This is a genomic window from Actinomadura sp. 6N118, from assembly GCF_044326415.1.
In the GTDB taxonomy this organism is placed as follows: Bacteria; Actinomycetota; Actinomycetes; order Streptosporangiales; family Streptosporangiaceae; genus Spirillospora.
Genome location: NZ_JBIRAZ010000013.1, coordinates 345,196 through 364,628 on the forward strand (window position 1 = coordinate 345,196; position 19,433 = coordinate 364,628).

The 19,433-nt window shown below is 69.7% G+C and carries 18 protein-coding genes; 13 read left to right on the forward strand and 5 right to left on the reverse strand.

Annotated elements, in window-relative coordinates; translation table 11 throughout:
* Positions 1-44: 44 nt before the first annotated feature.
* The 10 genes from ACH34W_RS32230 (at position 45) to ACH34W_RS32275 (ending at position 11,306) form a co-directional block, all read left to right on the forward strand.
* Positions 45-1,094, forward strand: coding sequence for an ABC transporter permease (locus ACH34W_RS32230; protein WP_395964907.1), 1,050 nt, complete (start codon positions 45-47; stop codon positions 1,092-1,094).
* Between the two features lie 23 nt (positions 1,095-1,117).
* Positions 1,118-1,996, forward strand: a complete 879-nt coding sequence (locus ACH34W_RS32235) for an ATP-binding cassette domain-containing protein (RefSeq protein WP_395964908.1) — start codon at positions 1,118-1,120, stop codon at positions 1,994-1,996.
* A 47-nt stretch (positions 1,997-2,043) separates the two neighbouring features.
* Positions 2,044-3,162 carry a serine hydrolase domain-containing protein gene (locus tag ACH34W_RS32240; RefSeq protein WP_395964909.1) on the forward strand — a complete coding sequence of 373 codons (1,119 nt, stop codon included), beginning with the start codon at positions 2,044-2,046 and terminating at the stop codon, positions 3,160-3,162.
* Positions 3,163-3,335: 173 nt separating this feature from the next.
* Complete coding sequence (locus ACH34W_RS32245) at positions 3,336-4,394, forward strand: Gfo/Idh/MocA family oxidoreductase (RefSeq protein WP_395964910.1); 1,059 nt, start codon at positions 3,336-3,338, stop codon at positions 4,392-4,394.
* On the forward strand, positions 4,394-5,260 hold the full coding sequence (locus ACH34W_RS32250; RefSeq protein WP_395964928.1) for a TIM barrel protein: 867 nt from the start codon (positions 4,394-4,396) through the stop codon (positions 5,258-5,260). Before ACH34W_RS32245 ends, ACH34W_RS32250 begins: the two co-directional genes overlap by 1 nt.
* Complete coding sequence (gene iolC, locus ACH34W_RS32255; RefSeq protein WP_395964911.1) at positions 5,257-6,261, forward strand: 5-dehydro-2-deoxygluconokinase; 1,005 nt, start codon at positions 5,257-5,259, stop codon at positions 6,259-6,261. The genes ACH34W_RS32250 and iolC overlap by 4 nt, the downstream gene beginning before the upstream one ends.
* Positions 6,258-7,148: an aldolase gene (locus ACH34W_RS32260; protein ID WP_395964912.1), complete on the forward strand. Its 891-nt coding sequence runs from the start codon at positions 6,258-6,260 to the stop codon at positions 7,146-7,148. The genes iolC and ACH34W_RS32260 overlap by 4 nt, the downstream gene beginning before the upstream one ends.
* Positions 7,145-7,978, forward strand: a complete 834-nt coding sequence (iolB, locus tag ACH34W_RS32265) for a 5-deoxy-glucuronate isomerase (protein WP_395964913.1) — start codon at positions 7,145-7,147, stop codon at positions 7,976-7,978. The genes ACH34W_RS32260 and iolB overlap by 4 nt, the downstream gene beginning before the upstream one ends.
* Positions 7,975-9,825 (forward strand): 3D-(3,5/4)-trihydroxycyclohexane-1,2-dione acylhydrolase (decyclizing), encoded by a 1,851-nt coding sequence (iolD, locus tag ACH34W_RS32270; RefSeq protein ID WP_395964914.1) that lies wholly within the window; start codon positions 7,975-7,977, stop codon positions 9,823-9,825. The genes iolB and iolD overlap by 4 nt, the downstream gene beginning before the upstream one ends.
* An 8-nt stretch (positions 9,826-9,833) precedes the next feature.
* Positions 9,834-11,306: a CoA-acylating methylmalonate-semialdehyde dehydrogenase gene (locus tag ACH34W_RS32275; RefSeq protein WP_395964915.1), complete on the forward strand. Its 1,473-nt coding sequence runs from the start codon at positions 9,834-9,836 to the stop codon at positions 11,304-11,306.
* Positions 11,307-12,099: 793 nt separating this feature from the next.
* Here the strand turns inward: ACH34W_RS32275 and ACH34W_RS32280 are convergent.
* Together ACH34W_RS32280 and ACH34W_RS32285 are read right to left on the reverse strand one after the other, a co-directional pair.
* Positions 12,100-13,098, reverse strand: coding sequence for a CU044_5270 family protein (locus tag ACH34W_RS32280; protein WP_395964916.1), 999 nt, complete (start codon positions 13,096-13,098; stop codon positions 12,100-12,102).
* A complete protein-coding gene (locus tag ACH34W_RS32285; protein WP_395964917.1) occupies positions 13,095-13,715 on the reverse strand; it encodes an RNA polymerase sigma factor in 621 nt (206 codons plus the stop codon). The genes ACH34W_RS32280 and ACH34W_RS32285 overlap by 4 nt, the downstream gene beginning before the upstream one ends.
* Before the next feature lie 432 nt (positions 13,716-14,147).
* Between ACH34W_RS32285 and ACH34W_RS32290 the strand changes: the two genes are divergently transcribed.
* Positions 14,148-14,585 (forward strand): hypothetical protein, encoded by a 438-nt coding sequence (locus ACH34W_RS32290; protein WP_395964918.1) that lies wholly within the window; start codon positions 14,148-14,150, stop codon positions 14,583-14,585.
* 338 nt (positions 14,586-14,923) lie between these two features.
* Here ACH34W_RS32290 and ACH34W_RS32295 read toward each other — a convergent pair whose 3' ends face one another.
* Complete coding sequence (locus ACH34W_RS32295; RefSeq protein WP_395964919.1) at positions 14,924-15,466, reverse strand: DapH/DapD/GlmU-related protein; 543 nt, start codon at positions 15,464-15,466, stop codon at positions 14,924-14,926.
* 69 nt (positions 15,467-15,535) lie between these two features.
* Positions 15,536-16,522 carry a LysR family transcriptional regulator gene (locus ACH34W_RS32300; RefSeq protein ID WP_395964920.1) on the reverse strand — a complete coding sequence of 329 codons (987 nt, stop codon included), beginning with the start codon at positions 16,520-16,522 and terminating at the stop codon, positions 15,536-15,538.
* Between the two features lie 227 nt (positions 16,523-16,749).
* Here ACH34W_RS32300 and ACH34W_RS32305 point away from each other — a divergent pair, with 227 nt between their 5' ends.
* Entirely contained in the window at positions 16,750-17,250 is a 501-nt protein-coding gene (locus tag ACH34W_RS32305; protein WP_395964921.1) for an ArsI/CadI family heavy metal resistance metalloenzyme, read from the forward strand.
* Positions 17,251-17,529: 279 nt separating this feature from the next.
* On the opposite strand, the gene ACH34W_RS32310 is transcribed toward ACH34W_RS32305, so the two are convergent.
* A complete protein-coding gene (locus tag ACH34W_RS32310) occupies positions 17,530-18,162 on the reverse strand; it encodes a TetR/AcrR family transcriptional regulator (protein ID WP_395964922.1) in 633 nt (210 codons plus the stop codon).
* Positions 18,163-18,269: 107 nt separating this feature from the next.
* Here ACH34W_RS32310 and ACH34W_RS32315 point away from each other — a divergent pair, with 107 nt between their 5' ends.
* Complete coding sequence (locus ACH34W_RS32315) at positions 18,270-18,992, forward strand: SDR family NAD(P)-dependent oxidoreductase (RefSeq protein ID WP_395964923.1); 723 nt, start codon at positions 18,270-18,272, stop codon at positions 18,990-18,992.
* Positions 18,993-19,433 lie beyond the last annotated feature (441 nt).

Sequence of the window (19,433 nt, forward strand, 5' to 3'; positions counted from 1 at the left end):
GCCCCGACCGGTCCTGGGCCCCCGCCCGACAAGGAGATTGTGTGATGAGATCCGGCACCCTCGTACCCCGCCGATCCGCCCACCGCGCGACCGCCCGACCGGCGTCGTCCGGTGGCACCCGCACCCGGCTGCTCCACACGCTACGCCGCCCGGAGTTCGGTGCCCTCGTCGGCGTGATCACGGTCTATGCGTTCTTCGTCGTGGCTGCCGGCGGCAAAGGTTTCCTGTCGGCCGGGGGCACGGCCAGTTGGCTGAATGCGGCGGCCGAACTCGGAGTCCTCGCCATACCCGTCGGCATGCTCATGATCGCCGGGGAGTTCGACCTCTCCGTCGGTTCCATGGTCGGGGCCTCGTCGATGGTCGTGGCGATCGGTAGCGGCACGTACACAACCCCGCTGTGGTTGTCCATTCTCCTCGCGATCGCCATCGGCGCCGCCCTCGGCCTGGTCAACGGCATCGTCACCATCCGGACCGGGCTGCATTCGTTCATCGTCACCCTAGCGTCGATGCTCGCGGTCGCCGGAGCGGCGCTCGGCCTGTCCCGGGTGATCACCGGGACCACGAGCGTGTCGCTGACTCCCTGGGGATCGGCGAAGGTGGTGTTCGGCGGTAGCTGGGACGGGTTCAGCGTCTCGATCTTGTGGTGGATCACGGTGACCGCGGTGGTCGCCTGGGTGCTCGTCAAGACCGCGTTCGGCAACTGGGTGTTCGCCACCGGCGGCGACAAGGACTCCGCCCGGTCCGCCGGCGTGCCCACGGCCCGCGTGAAGATCATCTTGTTCGTCACCACGGGCGCGGCCGCAGCGCTGGTGGGTGCGCTGCAGACGGTGCAGTTCAACGGCGGGGATGTCACCCGCGGCCAGTCCTTCGTGTTCAACGGCATCGTCGCCGCGGTGATTGGCGGCGTCCTGCTCACCGGGGGATACGGATCCGCCTTCGGCGTGTTCCTGGGCGCGATGACCTACGGCATCGTCTCCCTTGGCATCTTCTACACCGGGTGGAGCACCGACTGGGTGCAGTTGTTCCTCGGTTTGCTCCTGGCCACCGCGGTGCTGGCCAACAACTACTTCCGCAAACTCGCGCTCACCTCCTGATCACCTCCGGAAAGGGTACTGCCATGACCAGCACCCCCATCGTCGAACTGCGCGGTGTCTCCAAGGCGTTCGCCGGAGTCAAGGCGCTCACCGATGTTTCAATCGAGATCCGGGCAGGGGAGGTGCTCTGCCTGCTCGGCGACAACGGCGCGGGCAAGTCCACCCTCATCAAGATCATGTCCGGAGTGCACCAGCCGACGTACGGCAGCATCCTGCTGGATGGCGAACGAGTCCGGTTCACCGATCCGCGCGACGCCCGTGCCCGCGGGATCGCAACCGTTCACCAGTACGGCGGCACCATTCCGCTGATGAGCGTGGCCCGCAACTTCTTTCTGGGCGCCGAGCCATCCACCGGATGGGGACCGTTCAAACGCATCGACATGGTCAAGGCCAGCCGGATCGCCCTGAAAGAAATCCACGATCTCGGCATCCGGCGAGTCCGCGACGGGGGACAGCTCGTAGGAACGATGTCCGGCGGTGAGCGGCAGGCCTTGGCCATCGCCCGAGCGATGTACTTCGGTGCCCGTGTCCTCATCCTCGACGAGCCCACCTCGGCCCTGGGTGTCAAGGAAGCCGGCAAGGTACTGCGCCTGATCGCCCAGGCACGCGCCCGCGGGGTGGCCATCGTGTTCATCACCCACAATGCCCACCACGCGATGTCCGTGGGCGACCGATTCGCCGTCCTCATCCACGGCGCGGTGGCCGCGGACTTCAAGCGCGGAGAGAAGAGCCGCGAAGAGGTCCTCAACCTGATGGCCGGCGGCGAAGAACTGGAGTCCATGGAGCTCGAGTCCGAAGGCATCGACCTTGGACACGAACCCAACGGCACAGATCCGCTCCTGCCGGGACATGACGACTCCGGTGCCGGAACCGTGACGACCACCCGAGAGACCACCCCGTGAGCGTGCACGACCAGGAGAAATCTGACGCTTCGCAGGGCAGAACGGGCGTGACCGAACCCGGAGTCGTACGCGTCGAAGGCTGGGCCCACGCACCATTCGAAGCCATCGCAGACGTCTTCGCCCGAGTCGTTGCCGAACAGGGATGCGGCACGGCCGCCCTGACCGTCTACATGGACGGGCATCCCGTCGTGGACCTGACGCACGCAGACCACCCTCGTGATGCCCGGCAGCTGCTGTTCTCCGTCTCCAAAGGCGTCTCGGCGATCGCCGCCCAGCACGCCCACGCTCACGGGCGGCTCGACCTGGACGCTCCCATCAGCGACGTCTGGCCCGCCATGCGCCGAGCGGCGACCCGCCACGTCACCACCCGCCACGTGCTCTGCCACCAGGCAGGACTACCGCTGGTCGACCGGCAACTCACCGTGGAAGATCACGTGGCTGGAAACCTCGAGGCCGCGCTGGAACGGCAACAACCCTACTGGGAGCCAGGGACGAAGCACGGCTACCACGCCATCACCTACGGCACCCTGCTCGACGGCGTCTTCCGGCGAGCTCTCGGAACCAGCGTCGCCGAGTACATCCACACGCACATCAGACAACCGCTCGGCCTCGACCTCAGCCTCGGGGCCCCTCCCGCACACAGCCACAACGTGCTGCCGCTGCGAACACGCCCACCCATGCGCACTCCGCTGCAGCTGACCCACCAGGCAAGACTCCTCAACGCCACCGGGCTCGGCCTGCTCGACGACCCCTCGGTCTTCAACCGACCGGACGTCCTCGCCGCGCCCTGGCCGGCCACCAATATTGTCGCCGGCGCCCGCGACCTGGCACGGCTGTATGCCGCCACCGTCGGCCCGGTTGACGGCACACGCCTGCTGGACACCGAGAACACGACCGACCTCGCCCGCACCCGCTCGATCGGCATGGACGAAATCCTCGGCGAAGCATCACATTTCGGATCCGGCGTCCAAAGACCAACAACAAGGCTCCCCCTCCTCGGGCCGGCCTCGTACGGACACGACGGGCACGCCGGCTCGCTCGCGCTGGCCGATCCCCAGCTCTCCATCAGCATGGCCTTCACCACCAACCTCTGCCCACCCGTCGGCGGAGCCAGCGCCGGAGCACTGACCCTGGTCGCCGCCGCACGACACTGCCTGAGCGCATAGACCGGACGGGACTGTACTGAATTGAAGCTCGGAGAGACTTGCGTCACTCGCGGTGAGCACGGGCCGAGGATCTCGGTCACCGAGCCGTCACCCACGCCGAAACCGACCATGTCAGGCCCGCCCGGACGCGGCGTCCGTGGTCGGTACAGGTCGGTACACGAAGAGGAGTCCCCATGAGGATCGGGCTTATAGGCGCCGGACGAATTGGAGCGTTCCATTCAGCGACTCTCATCCGCCTGCCGGCCGTCGAGGAGCTCGTCGTGGCCGATGTCGACCCGGCCCGGGCGCGCGCCCTCGCGGACCGGCTGACCGGAGCGACCGCGGCCCGCTCGGTGGACGCGCTCTTCGACCGCGGCCCGCGCGGTCACGGCCTGGACGGGCTGGTGGTCGCGGCCGCCACCGACGCGCACGCCGAGCTCGTCACCCGCGCCGTGTCGGCCGGGCTGCCCGTCTTCTGCGAGAAGCCGATCGCCGTGGACATTTCCGGGACCCTCGACGTGCTCGCCGAAGTACGCCGCACCGGCGTACCGGTCCAGGTCGGCTTTCAGCGGCGCTTCGACGCCGGGCATGTCGCGGCGCGGGAGGCCGTCGCGTCCGGGCGCCTCGGCTGGGTGCACACGCTCAGGTCCTGCACGCTGGACCCGGCCCCGCCGCCGCGCGAGTACGTCCCGCACTCCGGGGGCCTGTTCCGCGACTGCGTGATCCACGACGTGGACGCGGTCCGGTTCGTCACCGGCCAGGAGGTCATGGAAGTGATCGCGGTCGGCGCCAACAAGGGGGACGCGTACTTCCGCGAGTTCCGCGACGTGGACACCGCGGCCGCCGTGCTCACGCTGAAGGACGGCACGCTCGCCCTGAGCAGCGCGACACGTTACAACGCGGCCGGTTACGACGTGCGGCTGGAGGTGCTCGGCTCCCAGGACAGCATCATCGCCGGGCTGGACGGGCGGACGCCCCTCACCAGGCTCCCAAGCGCGGACGCCGAGGGCTCGGCGGCCGGCGCCGCCCACACCGACGACGCCCACAGGCGCGCCGCGGCGTACGGCGGGTTCCTGGAGCGATTCGCCGACGCCTACGCCGCGGAGCTCGCCGCGTTCACCCAGGTGGTCGCGGGCCGGATGGAGACCCCCTGCCCGCCGGAGGACGCGCTGGAGGCCTTCTACGTCGCGGAGGCGTGCGAGATGTCCCGGCGGGAGGGACGCTCGGTCCTGGTGAAGGAGGTGCGGTCGTGATCCGCATCGCCGGGGCGCCGATCTCCTGGGGAGTGTGCGAGGTGCCGGGCTGGGGTCACCAGTTCCGGGCCGAGCGGGTGCTGGCGGAGATGCGCGAGCTGGGGCTCGCGGCGAGCGAGTTCGGTCCCGACGGCTTCCTGCCCGCAGATCCGCGCGAGCGCGCCCGCCTGCTGGCGTCGTACGGGCTGGAGCCGGTCGGCGGGTTCGTCCCGGTCGTCCTGCATGATCCGGCCCACGATCCGGTCCGGGAGGTCGGCGCCGTGCTCGACGGCTTCGGTGAGGGCGCCCTGGTGGTACTGGCGGCGGCGACCGGGCTCGACGGGTACGACGAGCGCCCGATCCTGGACGCCACGGCCTGGGTGACGCTGCTGGCCAACCTGGACGCGATCGCCGCGAGCGCGGCTGAGCGGGGGCACCGCGTGGTCCTCCACCCGCACGTCGGGACGCTGATCGAGCGGCGCGACGAGGTGGAGCGGGTGCTGGAGGGCTCGGACGTGTCGCTCTGCCTGGACACCGGGCATCTGCTCATCGGGGGAGTTGATCCACTCGAACTGGTCCGCGAAGCGCCGGAGAGGATCGCGCACGTTCACCTGAAGGATGTGGACGCCGGTCTCGCCGATCGTGTGCGGTGCGGCGAGGTGACCTACACCGAGGCCGTCCGGGCCGGGGTGTACCGGCCGCTCGGCGAGGGGGACGTCGACATCGCGGGCATCGTCCACCTGCTGGACGGCTTCGGCTACCGGGGCTGGTACGTCCTCGAACAGGACACGATCCTGGACGCCGAGCCCCCGTCCGGCGGCGGCCCGAAGGACGAGGTGCGCGCGAGCATCGGGTTCCTGCACCGGCTGATCGGGGCGACCTCATGACGGCGCACGATCTGATCACGATGGGCCGGGTGAGCGTCGACGTCTACCCGCTGCAGACGGGCGTGGGGCTGGAGGACGTGGAGACGTTCGGCAAGTACCTCGGCGGCAGCCCCACCAACGTGGCGGTGGCCGCGGCCCGCTACGGGCGCAGGGCCGCGGTGATCACGCGAACCGGCGCGGACCCGTTCGGCCGGTTCGTGCACAAGGCGCTCAAGGAGTACGGCGTCGACGACCAGTTCGTGTCGGACGTGCCCGGCCTGCCGACCCCGCTGGCGTTCTGCGAGATCTTCCCCCCGGACGACTTCCCGCTGTACTTCTACCGGGCCCCCAAGGCGCCCGACATGGAGATCCGCCGCGAGGAGCTGGACGACGACGCGATCCGCGCCGCCCGGATCTTCTGGGCCACGGTGACGGGCCTTTCGGACGAGCCGAGCCGCCACGCCACACTCTCCGCGCTGGCGCTGCGCCGCGGCACCACCGTGCTGGATCTCGACTTCCGGCCGATGTTCTGGTCCGAGCCGGACACCGCCAGGCAGGCGATCGACGCCGCGCTGAAGCACGTCACGGTGGCGATCGGGAACCTGGACGAGTGCGAGGTCGCGGTGGGGGAGCGAGAGCCGTCGGCGGCCGCCCGCGCGCTCCTCGACCGGGGCGTGGAGCTGGCCATCGTCAAGCAGGGGCCGCGCGGGGTCCTGGCCGCCACGGCGGACGAGGTGGTCACGGTGCCGCCGGTCCCGGTCGAGGTGGTCAATGGGCTGGGCGCGGGGGACGCGTTCGGCGGCGCGGTCTGCCACGGCCTGCTGAGCGGCTGGGGGGTCGAGCGGATCGTCGCCTTCGCCAACGCGGCCGGCGCGCTGGTCGCCTCGCGGCTGGCGTGCTCCCCGGCGATGCCGGCCGAGGACGAGGTCGACGAGCTGGTCAGCGGAATCGAAGGACCGGCAAGAGGGGCCCGACGGATTGACCAGAGGGATCGAAGGATGACGACAGGAATCGAAGGATGACGACAGGGACGTTCGCCGACCGCATCGCGGCGCTGACGGAGATCCGGGCCACCCGGCCTGGGGCGATCGCCGACGCGGCCGCCCGCCGCGCCCGGCGCGCGGTGCTCACCGGTGCGGACGGTCGGCTGATGATCGTGGCGGCGGATCACCCGGCCCGCGGCGCGCTCGGCGCCGGACCGGACCCGCTGGCCATGGCCGACCGGCGCGACCTGCTGGAGCGGCTGTGCGTCGCGCTCGGACGCCCCGGCGTCGACGGCGTGCTCGGCACCCCGGACATCGTCGAGGACCTGCTGCTGCTCGGGGCGCTGGACGGCAAGGTGGTCATCGGCTCCATGAACCGCGGCGGGCTGGCCGGCGCCTCGTTCGAGATCGACGACCGGTTCACCGCGTACTCGACGGCGGCCATCGCCGCGGCCGGGCTGGACGGCGGCAAGATGCTGCTGCGCATCGACGACGACGATCCGGCGACCGCGGCGACCCTGGAGGGCTGCGCGAACGCGGTGACCGATCTGGCCGGCCGCGGCCTGATGGCCATGGTCGAGCCGTTCATCTCGCGCCGTGTGGACGGGCGGATCCGCAACGAGCTCACCCCCGAGGCGATGACGCGGGCCATCGCGATCGCCTCGGGCCTCGGCGCGAGCTCCGCGCACAGCTGGCTCAAAGTTCCTGTCGTCGAGGACATGGAGCGGGTGATGGCCGCGTCCACGCTGCCCGCGCTGCTGCTCGGTGGCGAGGTGTCGGCCGATCCGGAGGCGGCGCTGGCCACGTGGCGGAAGGCGCTGGCGCTGCCGACGGTCCGGGGACTGGTCGTGGGCCGTTCCCTGCTCTATCCGGGGGACGACGACGTGGCGGGCGTGGTCGACGCCGCCGTGGAGGTGCTGCGATGAAGCGCTATCTGCCCGCGGGCTCGTACGACTCCATCACCCCGGAGACGGCCGGCTGGGAGTATTCGGCGTTGCGGCTGCTCACGCTCGACGGGTCCGCGACGTTCGAGACGGGCGAGTTCGAGACACTCGTGCTGCCCCTGGCGGGCTCGTGCTCGGTCTCCTGCGACGGACAGACCTTCGAGGTCCAGGGGCGGCGGGACGTCTTCTCGCGCGTCACCGACTTCGTCTACGCGCCGCGCGACGCCACCGTCACGGTGACCGGACAGGGGCGGTTCGCGCTCCCGGCGGCGCGCTGCGGCGCCCGCCTGGAGCCGCGCCATGTGCCCGCCGAGGACGTGCAGGTGGAGCTGAGGGGCGCCGGGCAGGCCAGCCGCCAGGTCAACAACTTCTGCACGCCGGAGACGTTCCCGCACGCCGACAAGCTGATCGCGTGCGAGGTCCTGACGCCGGGCGGGAACTGGTCGTCCTACCCGCCCCACAAGCACGACCGGGAGAGTCCCGGCGAGTGCGTCCTGGAAGAGATCTACTACTTCGAGGTGGCCGGTGGCGGCATGGCCTACCAGCGGGTCTACGGCGAGCCAGAGCGGCCCATCGACGTGCTGGAGGAGGTACGGACGGGTGACACGGTGCTGATCCCGCACGGATACCACGGCCCCTCGATGGCCGCGCCAGGCTATGACCTCTACTACCTCAACGTGATGGCCGGGCCGTCGCCCGAACGAGCCTGGCTGATCTGCGACGACCCCGCCCACGGCTGGGTCCGCGCCACATGGGCGGAGCAGGAGATGGACCCGCGGCTTCCGCTCACGAGCGCGGAGGGTCCCCGATGAGGCTCACCGTCGCACAGGCGATCGTCCGGTTCATGGCCGCCCAGTGGTCGGCGCGCGACGGCGCCGAGCAACGCTTCTTCGCCGGCTGCTTCGGCATCTTCGGGCACGGCAACGTCGCGGGCATCGGCCAGGCCCTGCTGGAGTACGGCGACGACCTGCGCTACTACCAGGCGCGCAACGAGCAGGCCATGGTGCACACGGCCGTCGGGTATGCGCGGATGCGCGACCGCCTGGCCACGTTCGCCTGTACGGCCTCGGTCGGGCCCGGCGCCACGAACATGGTGACCGGGGCGGCGCTGGCGACGATCAATCGGCTTCCGGTTCTGTTGCTGCCTGGTGACGTGTTCGCCACGCGGGTGGCCAATCCGGTGTTGCAGGAGCTGGAGGACGCGCGGTCCTACGACGTGTCGGTCAACGATGCCTTCAAGCCGGTTTCGAGGTACTGGGATCGGATCAACCGGCCCGAGCAGCTTGCGTCCGCGTTGCTGGCCGCGATGCGGGTGCTGACCGATCCGGCCGAGACCGGGGCGGTGACGCTCGCGCTGCCGCAGGATGTGCAGGCCGAGGCGTACGACTGGCCGGAGGAACTGTTCGAGCGGCGCGTGTGGCGGATCGCCCGGCCGGTGCCTGAGCCGGCCGCGCTGGAGGAGGCCGCGGCGGTGCTGCGGTCCGCCCGGCGGCCCTTGATCGTGGCGGGTGGCGGCGTCGTCTACTCGGGTGCGACCGATGAGCTTCGGGGGTTCGCCGAGCGGACCAGCATGCCGGTCGCCGAGACCCAGGCGGGGAAGGGGGCGCTGCACTGGGAGCACCCGTGCGCGGTGGGCGCGGTCGGCGCCACCGGCACGACCGCCGCGAACGCGCTGGCCCGCGAGGCCGACGTCGTGCTGGGCGTCGGCACCCGCTACAGCGACTTCACCACTGCCTCGCGCAGCGTCTTCGCACGCCCCGGGGTGCGGTTCGTCAACCTCAACGTCGCCCGCCTCGACGCCGTCAAGCACGCGGGCCTCGGCATCGTCGCCGACGCCCGGGAAGGGCTTCGCGGCCTCCTCTCGGCCCTCGACGGCCACACCGTGCCCGCGTCCTACCGTGAGGAGGCCAGTGGTCTGGCCGCGGAGTGGAACGCGACCGTGGACCGTGCGTACGCCCTCGGGCACGGCCCGCTGCCCGCCCAGTCTGAGATCATCGGCGTCGTCAACGAGGTCAGCGGGCCGCGCGACGTCGTGGTGTGCGCGGCCGGGTCGATGCCCGGCGATCTGCACAAGCTGTGGCGGACGCGCGACCCCAAGGGCTACCACGTGGAGTACGGCTACTCCTGCATGGGCTACGAGATCGCCGGCGGGTTCGGGGTGAAGATGGCCGACCTTTCCCGCGAGGTGTTCGTGATGGTCGGGGACGGCTCGTACCTGATGATGGCGCAGGAACTGGCCACGGCCGTGCAGGAGGGCGTGAAGCTCACCGTCGTCCTGGTGCAGAACCACGGCTTCGCCTCCATCGGCGCCCTCTCGGAGTCGGTCGGCTCTCAGCGCTTCGGCACCCGCTACCGCCAACGCACGGCGACCGGCCTGGACGGGGACGTGCTCCCGGTCGATCTGGCCGCCAACGCCGCCAGCCTCGGCGCCGACGTGCTGCACGCCTCGACCGTCCAGGAGTTCCGCACGGCGCTGCGGAAGGCCGCGGCCTCAACGCGGACGACGGTCGTGCACGTGGAGACCGACCCGCTGGTCCCGGCGCCCGACAGCCAGGCCTGGTGGGACGTGCCCGTCGCGGAGGTCTCGGGGCTGGACTCCACCGGCGAGGCCCGCGCCCGCTACGAGAAGGACAAGCAGGCCCAACGGCCTTACCTGTAGGGGAGACCATGCGCACCATCGAGCATTGGATCAACGGGGAGCGTGTCGGCGGCGACCGCCTCGCGCCGGTGTACGACCCGGCCACCGGCGAGCGGCAGGCGCAGGTCGTGCTGGCGGACGGGACCGGCGTCGATCTCGCCGTGGCCGCCGCGGCCAAGGCGTTCGGCGACTGGAGCCAGTCGTCGCTGACCCAGCGCGCACGGATCATGTTTAAGTTCCGCGAGCTGCTGGAACGGCACGAGGACGAGCTCGCCCGGATCATCACCAGCGAGCACGGCAAGGTCCTGGACGACGCGCGCGGTGAGGTCGTGCGGGGCCGCGAGGTGGTGGAGTTCGCCTGCGGGATCGGCCAGCTGCTCAAGGGGGAGTTCTCCGACCAGGTGTCCGGCGGCGTGGACGCCTACTCCTTCCGGCAGCCGCTGGGCGTCTGCGCCGGGATCACGCCGTTCAACTTTCCGGTGATGGTGCCACTGTGGATGCACCCGATCGCGATCGCCACCGGCAACACCTTCGTGCTGAAGCCGAGCGAGCGCGTGCCGGGGGCCTCGGCGCTCATCGCCGAGCTGTATGCGGAGGCTGGGCTGCCGCCCGGGGTCTTCAACGTCGTCAACGGCGACAAGGCCGCGGTGGACGCGCTGCTGGAGCACCCCGACGTGGCGGCGGTCTCGTTCGTCGGATCCACACCGGTCGCGTCCCACATCCACGAGCGTGCCTCCGCGTTCGGCAAGCGGGTCCAGGCGCTGGGCGGCGCCAAGAACCACGCGGTGGTGCTACCGGACGCCGACCTGGACTTCGCCGCAGACCAGATCACCGCCGCCGCGTACGGCTCGGCCGGGCAGCGTTGCATGGCGATCTCAGCCGTGGTGGCGGTCGGCGACGCCGGCGACGGCCTGGTCGACCGGCTGGCCGAGCGGGCCCGGCGGATCCGCGTCGGGCCCGGGGACCGGGCGGACAGCGAGATGGGCCCGGTGATCACGGACGAGGCGCGCGAACGGATCCGGTCCTACGTCGCGCGCGGGGCGGCGGACGGCGCGGTCCTGCTCGTGGACGGCCGCGATCTCGGCGGCCCCGGCTTCTTCGTCGGCCCGTGCCTGCTCGACGGGGTCACCCGCGAGATGGACGTCTACCGCGACGAGATCTTCGGGCCCGTCCTGGTGGTCCTGCGCGCAGGCAGCCTCGACGAGGCGATCGCCCTCGTCAACGCCAACCCGTATGGCAACGGCACCGCCGTGTTCACCAGGGGCGGCGAGGCGGCGCGGCGGTTCCAGCGCGAGGTCACGGTAGGGATGATCGGGGTCAACGTGCCGATCCCGGTTCCGATGGCGTTCCACTCCTTCGGCGGCTGGAAGTCGTCACTGTTCGGCGACACCCATGTCCACGGCCCCGAGGGCGTGCGCTTCTACACGCGCGCCAAAGCCGTCACCACCCGCTGGCCCCAGAGCAGGGAGACGGCCTCACTGTCCTTCCCGACGGCGAATTAGGGCGCGGCGCCGGAGGAGGACCACAGCGGTGGCTGGGGGTCATGCTCCAGGGAGAGGCCTCCGCTTCGGCTGTCGCCAGCCCTTCCAGCGGGGGGTACGCACTCAGGAGTTCGGTATGGAAGGCGTCGACTCGCTCGTTCACCTCGAGGCCGAACTCCGCCTCGTCGGCGTCCGCCATCCTCTCGCTGCCGCACAGCCACCAGTAGGTGCGGAGGGCCTGCGGGTACGTGATGGGGCGATTCTCGCGCCACACGCAAAGGTAGAAACTCATCGTCCGCGCTCCCAGATCGGTTCCGTGATCGAGCCCGCATCAGACGTGGGTAGGGGCGGGGACGTTCCCTGTTCGGCCAGCGGGTCCTGACGAGGAAACCCGCGAAGACCGGACAGAACTACTGCCGTTATGTCCGGTCAGCCTCCTGGCGCGGCCCCTTTCCGGCGTATTCCGGTCGGACCCGTTGCGCACCGAGGAAGATCCGCGACCAGAGACAGGGCACAACCGCTGACCGGGTCTAGCGCGCTCGGGTGTACCTGATGACAGCTTCCTTAACGACCGGCCGTGATTCCCCAGAGTTCGCGTGGCCCGAAGGGGCATCACTGTGAACTCTGAGCACATCCCGCTGTACCGGGGGTTTCGGCCCTTGGGTTCGTCCGAACCGAAGGGACTGTCGCGTCCGGCTTCGGGAACAGTCCCACTGCGGCGGGACTGTTCCCGAAGCCGTTGTATGCGGTGATCACGTCTGTTCAGGGAATCCGGTCGACGTTCTTCCCTTCCGTGCGGCTTTCGGGCGGTTTGTTATGGCTTGCCGGGGAGTTCGCCGGCCTTGTTCACAACGCCGCGCTGGAGGACCGCGGTGGTGGCGGTGATCATGCCCTTCTTGGCGTGCTTCGTGTCCTCCACCATGTAGCCGCGCTCGCCCAGGTAGTTCAGCGTCTTCTTGTCGAAGATCCATTCGCTGCGCTCGCCGTAGGCGACCAGCGCGACGGCCACGCCGTGCCGGCCCGCCGCATCGACCGAGTCGGGCACCACGCGCACGCCGGGGATCTTCGCGGCGGCGCGGTAGATGGCGGCGGCGAGCTTGGGCGGCAGGATCCCCTCGGACAGGAGCCGACCGAGTTCTCGGAAGGCCTCGGCGTTCCGGGCGGCCGAGGTGGCGGTCTTGCCGGACTTCGGGATCTTCGCGTAGACGCCGGCCAGCAGGGCGCCCGGCTCGGTCGGCATGGCGGCGAGCTCCCGGTAGGTCAGGTCGTCCTTCGAACCGACCAGCTCGATTTTCCAGCCCGCCTCCCGGAGCAGGCCGCGCTTCCCCGGGCTCTGCGGCTGCCAGATCTCCCGCTCCCGCAGCGGCTGCGGAACCTGCGGTCCGTTGCCCTTCTGGGTGGTCCACGCGACCTTGCTCTTGATGTAGACGAACTGGTTCTCGCGCACGGGCAGGGCGGGCTGGTGCGCGGCGGCCAGCGAGATGCGGTCCAGCAGCACGGTGGCGCTGCCCTCGCCGCCGGGCTTGGCCGCGGATTTGGCCGCGGGCGAGGGTGGGGTGTCACCGCTGCCGTGCAGGCCGGCGAACAGTCCCGCCGCCACGGCCGCGGCGGCAAGCGGAGCCGCCAGCAGGACGAGCCGGCGGCGCTTGGGCCGGTGCGGGGCGGTTGCGGGCTCTTCGATCTGCAGCATCAGATGCTCCTTGAGGAGGTGGTGCCGGCCGTCGGAGAGCTCCGGGTCGCCCGGGGGCGGCAGGAGCCGCACGAGCTCGGCGAGCTCGTCGGGTTCTGGTCCGCGCTGTGGGGAGCCGTTCATGAGTGCCTCTCCTGCTTCGACCGGACCGCGTTCGCGCGGTCGTCACTGATGAGCTGTCCGCCGCCGGGCGGGGGTTCCCGTTCGGCGTCGGTGAGTTTGCGCAGGCGGGTACGGGCTCGTGACAGCCGCGAACGCACAGTGCCCGGCGGAACGCCGAGCGCTTCGGCGGCCTCCGCGTAGTTCAGGCCCGCCCACACACAGAGCGTGAACACCTCACGTTCGGCCTTGCGCAACCGGTCGAGCGCGGTGTGTGCGGCGGCCAGCTCCTCGGCGTCGGCGAGACGGCCCACCAGCTCGTCGGAGAAATCCGGCACCACGCCCCGGCCGGGCATCCGGTTCAGCGCCGCCTGGTGTCGCCGCGCGGACCGGGCGGCGTTCCGCAGGACGTTGGTCGCGATACCCAGCAGCCAGGGCCGCAGCGACTCGCCCTCCAGCCGAATCTTGTCCCGTAGGCGCCACGCCTCCAGAAAGGTGAGCGACACGATGTCCTCGGCCGTCGCCCAATCCCCGGTGACCCGGACCGCATAGCGGTACACCACTCGTGCATGCTCATCGAATAGGTCCCCGAACGCGACGGGGTCACCTGCCCGTATTCGGGCTCGCGTTGACAACTCCACATCCCGTCCTGTCCGCCGGCCCCGCCGGGTTCCCTGTGACCCCAGTCACACGAAAGAGCCGCCTCGGAGCTATCGCGATGCTAGCGACGTGTCCCGCGAACGCCGGTCACGAAGGTGAGCCCGTACGTTTCGATCTTGTGCTGCCGTAGGGCAAGGTCGCCGCAGTAAGGTCCATGGTCGCTGCCAGGATGTGCGCGGGCACGCTGCCGTCACTGACAGGCTCCGGTTCGGGAAGCCCGATATCCGACCGGGTTAACGACCACCTCGTTGAGCAGCCGTTCCGACTGCGAGGCGGCCGATGGGCTGGCCCGGGCGGTGACCAGTGATGCTGGGACACGTGGGTCTCCTTAAGCTGTTCGGGTGGTTGCGCACAGACCGGCTGCGCAAGGCCGACACCGCCCGGGAGGACATCCCCGCACCGCCCCCAAGGCCATGGATAACAACGCCCAGATCCGGTGGCTGCGCGCGATCGAGGACTGTCCGCATGCCCGCGACCGGGCCCTGGCCCTGCTGCCGTTCTATGCAGGCCTGCGCATCGGCGACGCCGCCGAACTTGCCGGACACGCCCGCCTGGACACCCTCCGGATCTACAGCCACCCCACCGACTACCGGCCGCAACCCCAGAAGATGAGTGCGGCTGAACTGGATCTCGTTGCATCACAGCTGCTTCAGATCGTCGGTACCCTGCCGTGGGAGGAGGCCGAGGCACGCGCTCGGACCATCGGGGAACGACTCAATCGCGAGGGCGGCTTCGCGTTGATGGTGGCCAAGGCCGAAGAGGCCGATGCACTGAGCCTGTCGGTGGGGATGTCCCCCATCCTTCGTGAGATCGAAATGACGTGGGATGGGATCGGCACATGGCGAGGCTGACGTCTTGCACCGCTACGCCGCCGACTGCCACTACCTAATCATCCAGCTCATCAGTTATCGGCGACGGGCGGCCGAAGTACATCGGCTCGGTGAGATCCTCGCAGGCCACATCAGTGAAACCGGCGCCGGTCAGGATCTGGCGGACGCGTTGGGGGTCGGCTAGCGCGAAGGGTCCGGGCGCGTCCGGCGGCGGTGCGGGCAGGGCCCGCCCGGCGGCCAGGGCCCGAGTGAACCGGATGATCCACTCGTTGTCGGCCGGCGACCGCCAGACCAGCAGCGCCAGCCGGCCGTCCAGGCGTGGCCCCGGGCATCGCCCTCACCGCGTTCCAGACCGGGCGTCACCACCGTCGGTGCACGGTTGCCTTACTGTCGGTCACCAAGCTGGCCGGTGGGACGTCATCGGCCACGACCGCGCCAGCGGCGACCACGGCATCATGGCCGATGCTGACGCCGGGCAGGATCGTGGCACCGGCGCCGATCCACACGTTCTCCGCCACGTCGATGGGCGCGCCGCTAAGCCATTCCCGTCGCTCCTCAGGATCGACCGGGTGACCGACGGTGATGAACGTGGCCCTTGGTCCGATCATTACGCGTTCGCCTAGTCGGATGCCGGCGTAGTCCAGGAATGTGCAGTTCTGATTGATGAAGACGCGCTCTGCGAGGTCCAGGTGAAGGCCGTGGTCGGTGTAGAAGGGCGGATAGATCGTGACCCTCGTCGGCAGCGGCTTGCCGAGGATCCGTTCGAACAGTTCCGCCTTGCCCGCTTCGTCCTCGAAGGGCAGGACGTTCAGGCGGGAAGTGAGCTCGGTGGCCCGCAGGACCCTCTCGGCCATGGCCTGGAACTCGGCGCTGTGGATGCGCATGAGACGGTCGCTGGACATGCCACGGTCCTTTCGACTGGATAAAGCTCAGTAGGCGCTGGTGGAAGCTGCTATCAGCAGCTGGTCGAGTCACCTTTTGTGGGGCCGGGACCTGCGGACGCTTGCGATGTCGCTGTCGCCGCGCCGTGGCGTCGTTGCCCAGGTCGGGCGCCAGACCGTCTCCGGGAGCGCTGGCAGGCTTCCGAGGTGGGTGATGATTCCACGGAGTCCTGGATGCGGATTCGTTCTGGGGAGGATGAGCGAGAGTGGGTATGCGAGGGTCGGATTCACGATAGGGATGCGGCGTAGGTCGTGGTTCGTCGGCCATATGTACCGGTCACGTGCCCCAACGAGGGTGGCCACGTCCGCCGAGTCCGCGAGGGTGTCCAGGAGTACTTCGTCTCCGAAGTGCGGGCCTGCCGCGTCGATGCGTAGGTCGAAGTCGGTGGCGAGTTGATCGTAGAACTCTGCCCATTCGCTTCGGGGCGCGATACCCGGCACCCATATCCGGTGCTTACGCAGCTGCGGTGGCATCAGTCTTCGCGCGGAGGCGAGCGGATGTCTCGGGCCGACGAGCAGTTCCAGCGGGGAGTCGAACGCGTGGATCATTTGCACGTCGGGCGGCAGTGTGGCCGGGTCGGTGACGGTACGGAACGAGGCGTCGATATCGCCTGCTTCGACGGCGGCGACCGCCACGCGGGGGTCGTTGACCCTGAGGGTCACCACGTCGAGGTTGGTTTCGGGATGCGACCGCCAATAGTCGTGCAGAACAACGGCCTGCGCGCTTCGCAGGCCGAGAACATCGATCCGAAGGGCCCGGGAGCCCGGCCTGACCGCGGTGATGGCGCGCTCGACACCCGCGACGATGCTCCGCGCGTGGGGGAGAAACGCCTGGCCATCGAGCGTCAGCTCAACCCCTCGGGCGGTACGTGTGAACAGGCGGACTTCCAGCTCGCGTTCCAGGGCTGCGATCCGCTTGGAGACCGCCTGCTGCGTCACGCCCAGCTCATCGGCTGCATGTTGGAACTGCCCGAGCTCGGCCGCCCGGACGAACGATCGCAATGCCTCGGTGTCCACTGGTTCACCTTAGGAGTGCACAACCGATCGTTGTGGCTCGCCGAGGACGCGTTGTTTGATCATGCTCCAGCGTGGCCGACGTGACTCAAGCATCCCTGGCCCTGCCCGCGCCGGTTACGGGCGACCTGCTCTTGATTCGACATGCCTCTAATTTGACATCCATCTATATATCGGCGCAGACTTCAGGGCGGTGGCTGTTTAGAAGTTCATCGAAACAGGAGGCCGTGATGTCCCGCGTCCAACTCGCCCTGCGCGTCGCCGACCTGGAGGGCTCGATCGCCTTCTACTCCAAGCTGTTCGACACCGAACCCGCCAAGCGCCGCCCCGGCTACGCCAACTTCGCCATCGCCGACCCTCCGCTCAAGCTCGTGCTCATCGAGGGTGAGGGCGACGAGCCCACCCGCCTGGATCATTTGGGCGTCGAGGTCGAGGACTCAGGCATCGTCTCGGACGCCGGCCAGCGCCTGGCCAACGCGGGCCTGGTCACCCTGACCGAGAACGACACCTCCTGCTGCTACGCCCTGCAGGACAAGGTCTGGGTGCACGGCCCCGGCAACGAGCCCTGGGAGGTCTACGTCGTGAAGGGCGACGCCGACACCCTGACCAAGGCTGAGGACTCCGCTTGCTGCATTCCCGCCGACAGCACCGACAGCACCGTGCCCACCGGCGGGGACGCGGTTCCGGTCGGCAGCGCTACAGGAACCGCGACGCGGCCGAGCTGCTGCTGACCCGCGCCTGGACTTTTCTCCTGAGTCCTGCGGTCCCGTGTCCCACTGCCGCCATAGAGACGCGGGCCCGCAGCGATCCCAGGCGATCTTCTCCCGCAGATCTTGGCCTGGAGTTCGGGGGGCGGCGCGTCCGGCGCCCGTGGTCTCGACGTACTCCTCGATCAGGCCCGAACGCGATGAGATCCCGGTTAACCAGTCCATTGCGTGGTTTGGTCTGCGCGAATGAACGCCCCACCACAGGAAGCGACGCGGCGTCGGGCGTTTGGCGCGGGTGAGGTGTCAGGAGCACTCGCGCATGGCGTTCACCAGCTCGTCCGGACGCAGGGGAGGCTCTGGCAGCGGGTGCGCTGCGGGCGCGCGGAGGCCGTCGAGCATGAGGGCGAGGTGCCGGCGCCACGCCTGTGGCCTGATGCCGGCGGTGGCCTCGACGGTGCGGGCGGTGCCCCAGGTCACGAAGGCCATGTCTTCGAGGGTGACGTCGTCGCGCAGGGCCCCGGACCGGCGTGCCCGCTCGATGATCTGCTGCATCAGCTCGTAGCCGCGCAGGTGTTCGCCGGTCGGGGGAGCCTGCGGTACGCGGCGGGAGACGAGGTCGTTGTAGCCGCGGTCGGCGGCCTGCTGCTCGCAGACCCGTTCCAGGAAGTGGACCAAGCCGGCCCACGGCTCCATCGCCAGGGCGTTCTCGGCGATCCGCACCACGGTCGCGGCCCGGTCGGCGAAGACGGCGTCGATCAGATCGGCGCGGTCGGGGAAATGGTTGTACAGCGTGCCGCTGCTGACCCCGGCGGTACGGGCGATCTCGTCGAGGGAGACGTCCAGCCCGCGCGCGGCGTACAGCTCCCGGGCTGTCTTGATCAGCAAGTCGCGGTTGCGCTGCGCGTCCTTCCTCAGCGGCTTCGTACGAGGCGGCATGAACATGATCCTACCTAAGTTGACCACCCTCCCAAGTTATGCGTACGCTCCGAACAAGTTGAGACCACAGTCAACTTATTCCCACTCATCAAGGAGCGACTGCCCGCATGCCCAAGACTCTTGCGATCTTCGGTGCCGGCCCCGTCCTGGGCCTGTCCCTCGCACGCCGCTTCGGACGCGAAGGCTTCCGCGTCGCGCTCGTCGCCCGTACCACCGACAATCTCGACCGCCTCGTCGCCGCGCTCGCCGAAGACGGCATCGAGGCGGCCGGCTTCACCGCCGACGTCTACGACGGCGAGCAGATCCAGGCCGCTGTCGCCGCCATCACCAAGGAGTACGGTCAGATCGACGTCGCCGAGTTCAGCCCGGGCGGCGGCAACATGGGCGACGGCATCGAGTCGGTGCTGGACGTCGATCCCGCCAACCTGCAGCTGATCCTGGACCGCTTTGTGCTCTCGGGCGTCGCGCTGGTCCGAGCCGTGCTGCCGGACATGGTCGAGCGCGGCGCCGGCGCGATCCTGTTCACTGCGGGGCAGTCCGGCATCTACCCGACGCCGTTCCTCGGCAATGCCGGCATGGCGCAGGCGGCGCTGCGCAACTACTTCCACAACCTCAACGCCGTGCTCGCGGACAAGGGCGTCTACGTCGGCGCCGTGAACGTCGGCGCGCTGATCGAGGGCAGCGTGCCGCACCAGGGGATCATGTCGGTCACCGAGCCGCTCGCGTTCGAGCCGGAGGTGATCCACCCCGACGTGTTCGCCGAGAACTTCTGGGACCTGTACGCCAAGCGCGACCGAACAGAGGCCCTGGTCGGCGCCTTCGGCCAGTAGACCCGCTGAACGTCACCGCCGCCCGGCTCGCCGCCCTGCCCCGGCGGCACCGCGGCGGCGGTCACGAAGGCATACACGGGGGCGCGTCCTCGGAAGAGGCCGCTGGCCGTGGCCTACATCGCCGATGGTGAATTCGAGGCTGAACGGCTGGTCGCACCAACTCACGTACCTGCTCGACGCTGCCGTCCAACGTGGCACGTGAGTGTCTGATGGCTGCCAAGGTGTTCCGGCACGGCACGCTCATCTGGCCAAATTGGTCGGTACGGCCCGCCGGGGTGCCTCCGTGCCGGCCTCGCAGCTGGTAGCGCACCGGCTGACCGGCGATTTGCGCGCCGACCTGGAGCGGGTGCTGCCGGGCGATGCAGCGGATGCTGCAGGCCTTGTCCAACAACGCGCGGTGGTTGGGGGGGGGGGGGGCGCGGCGGGGGGGGGGGGGGGGGG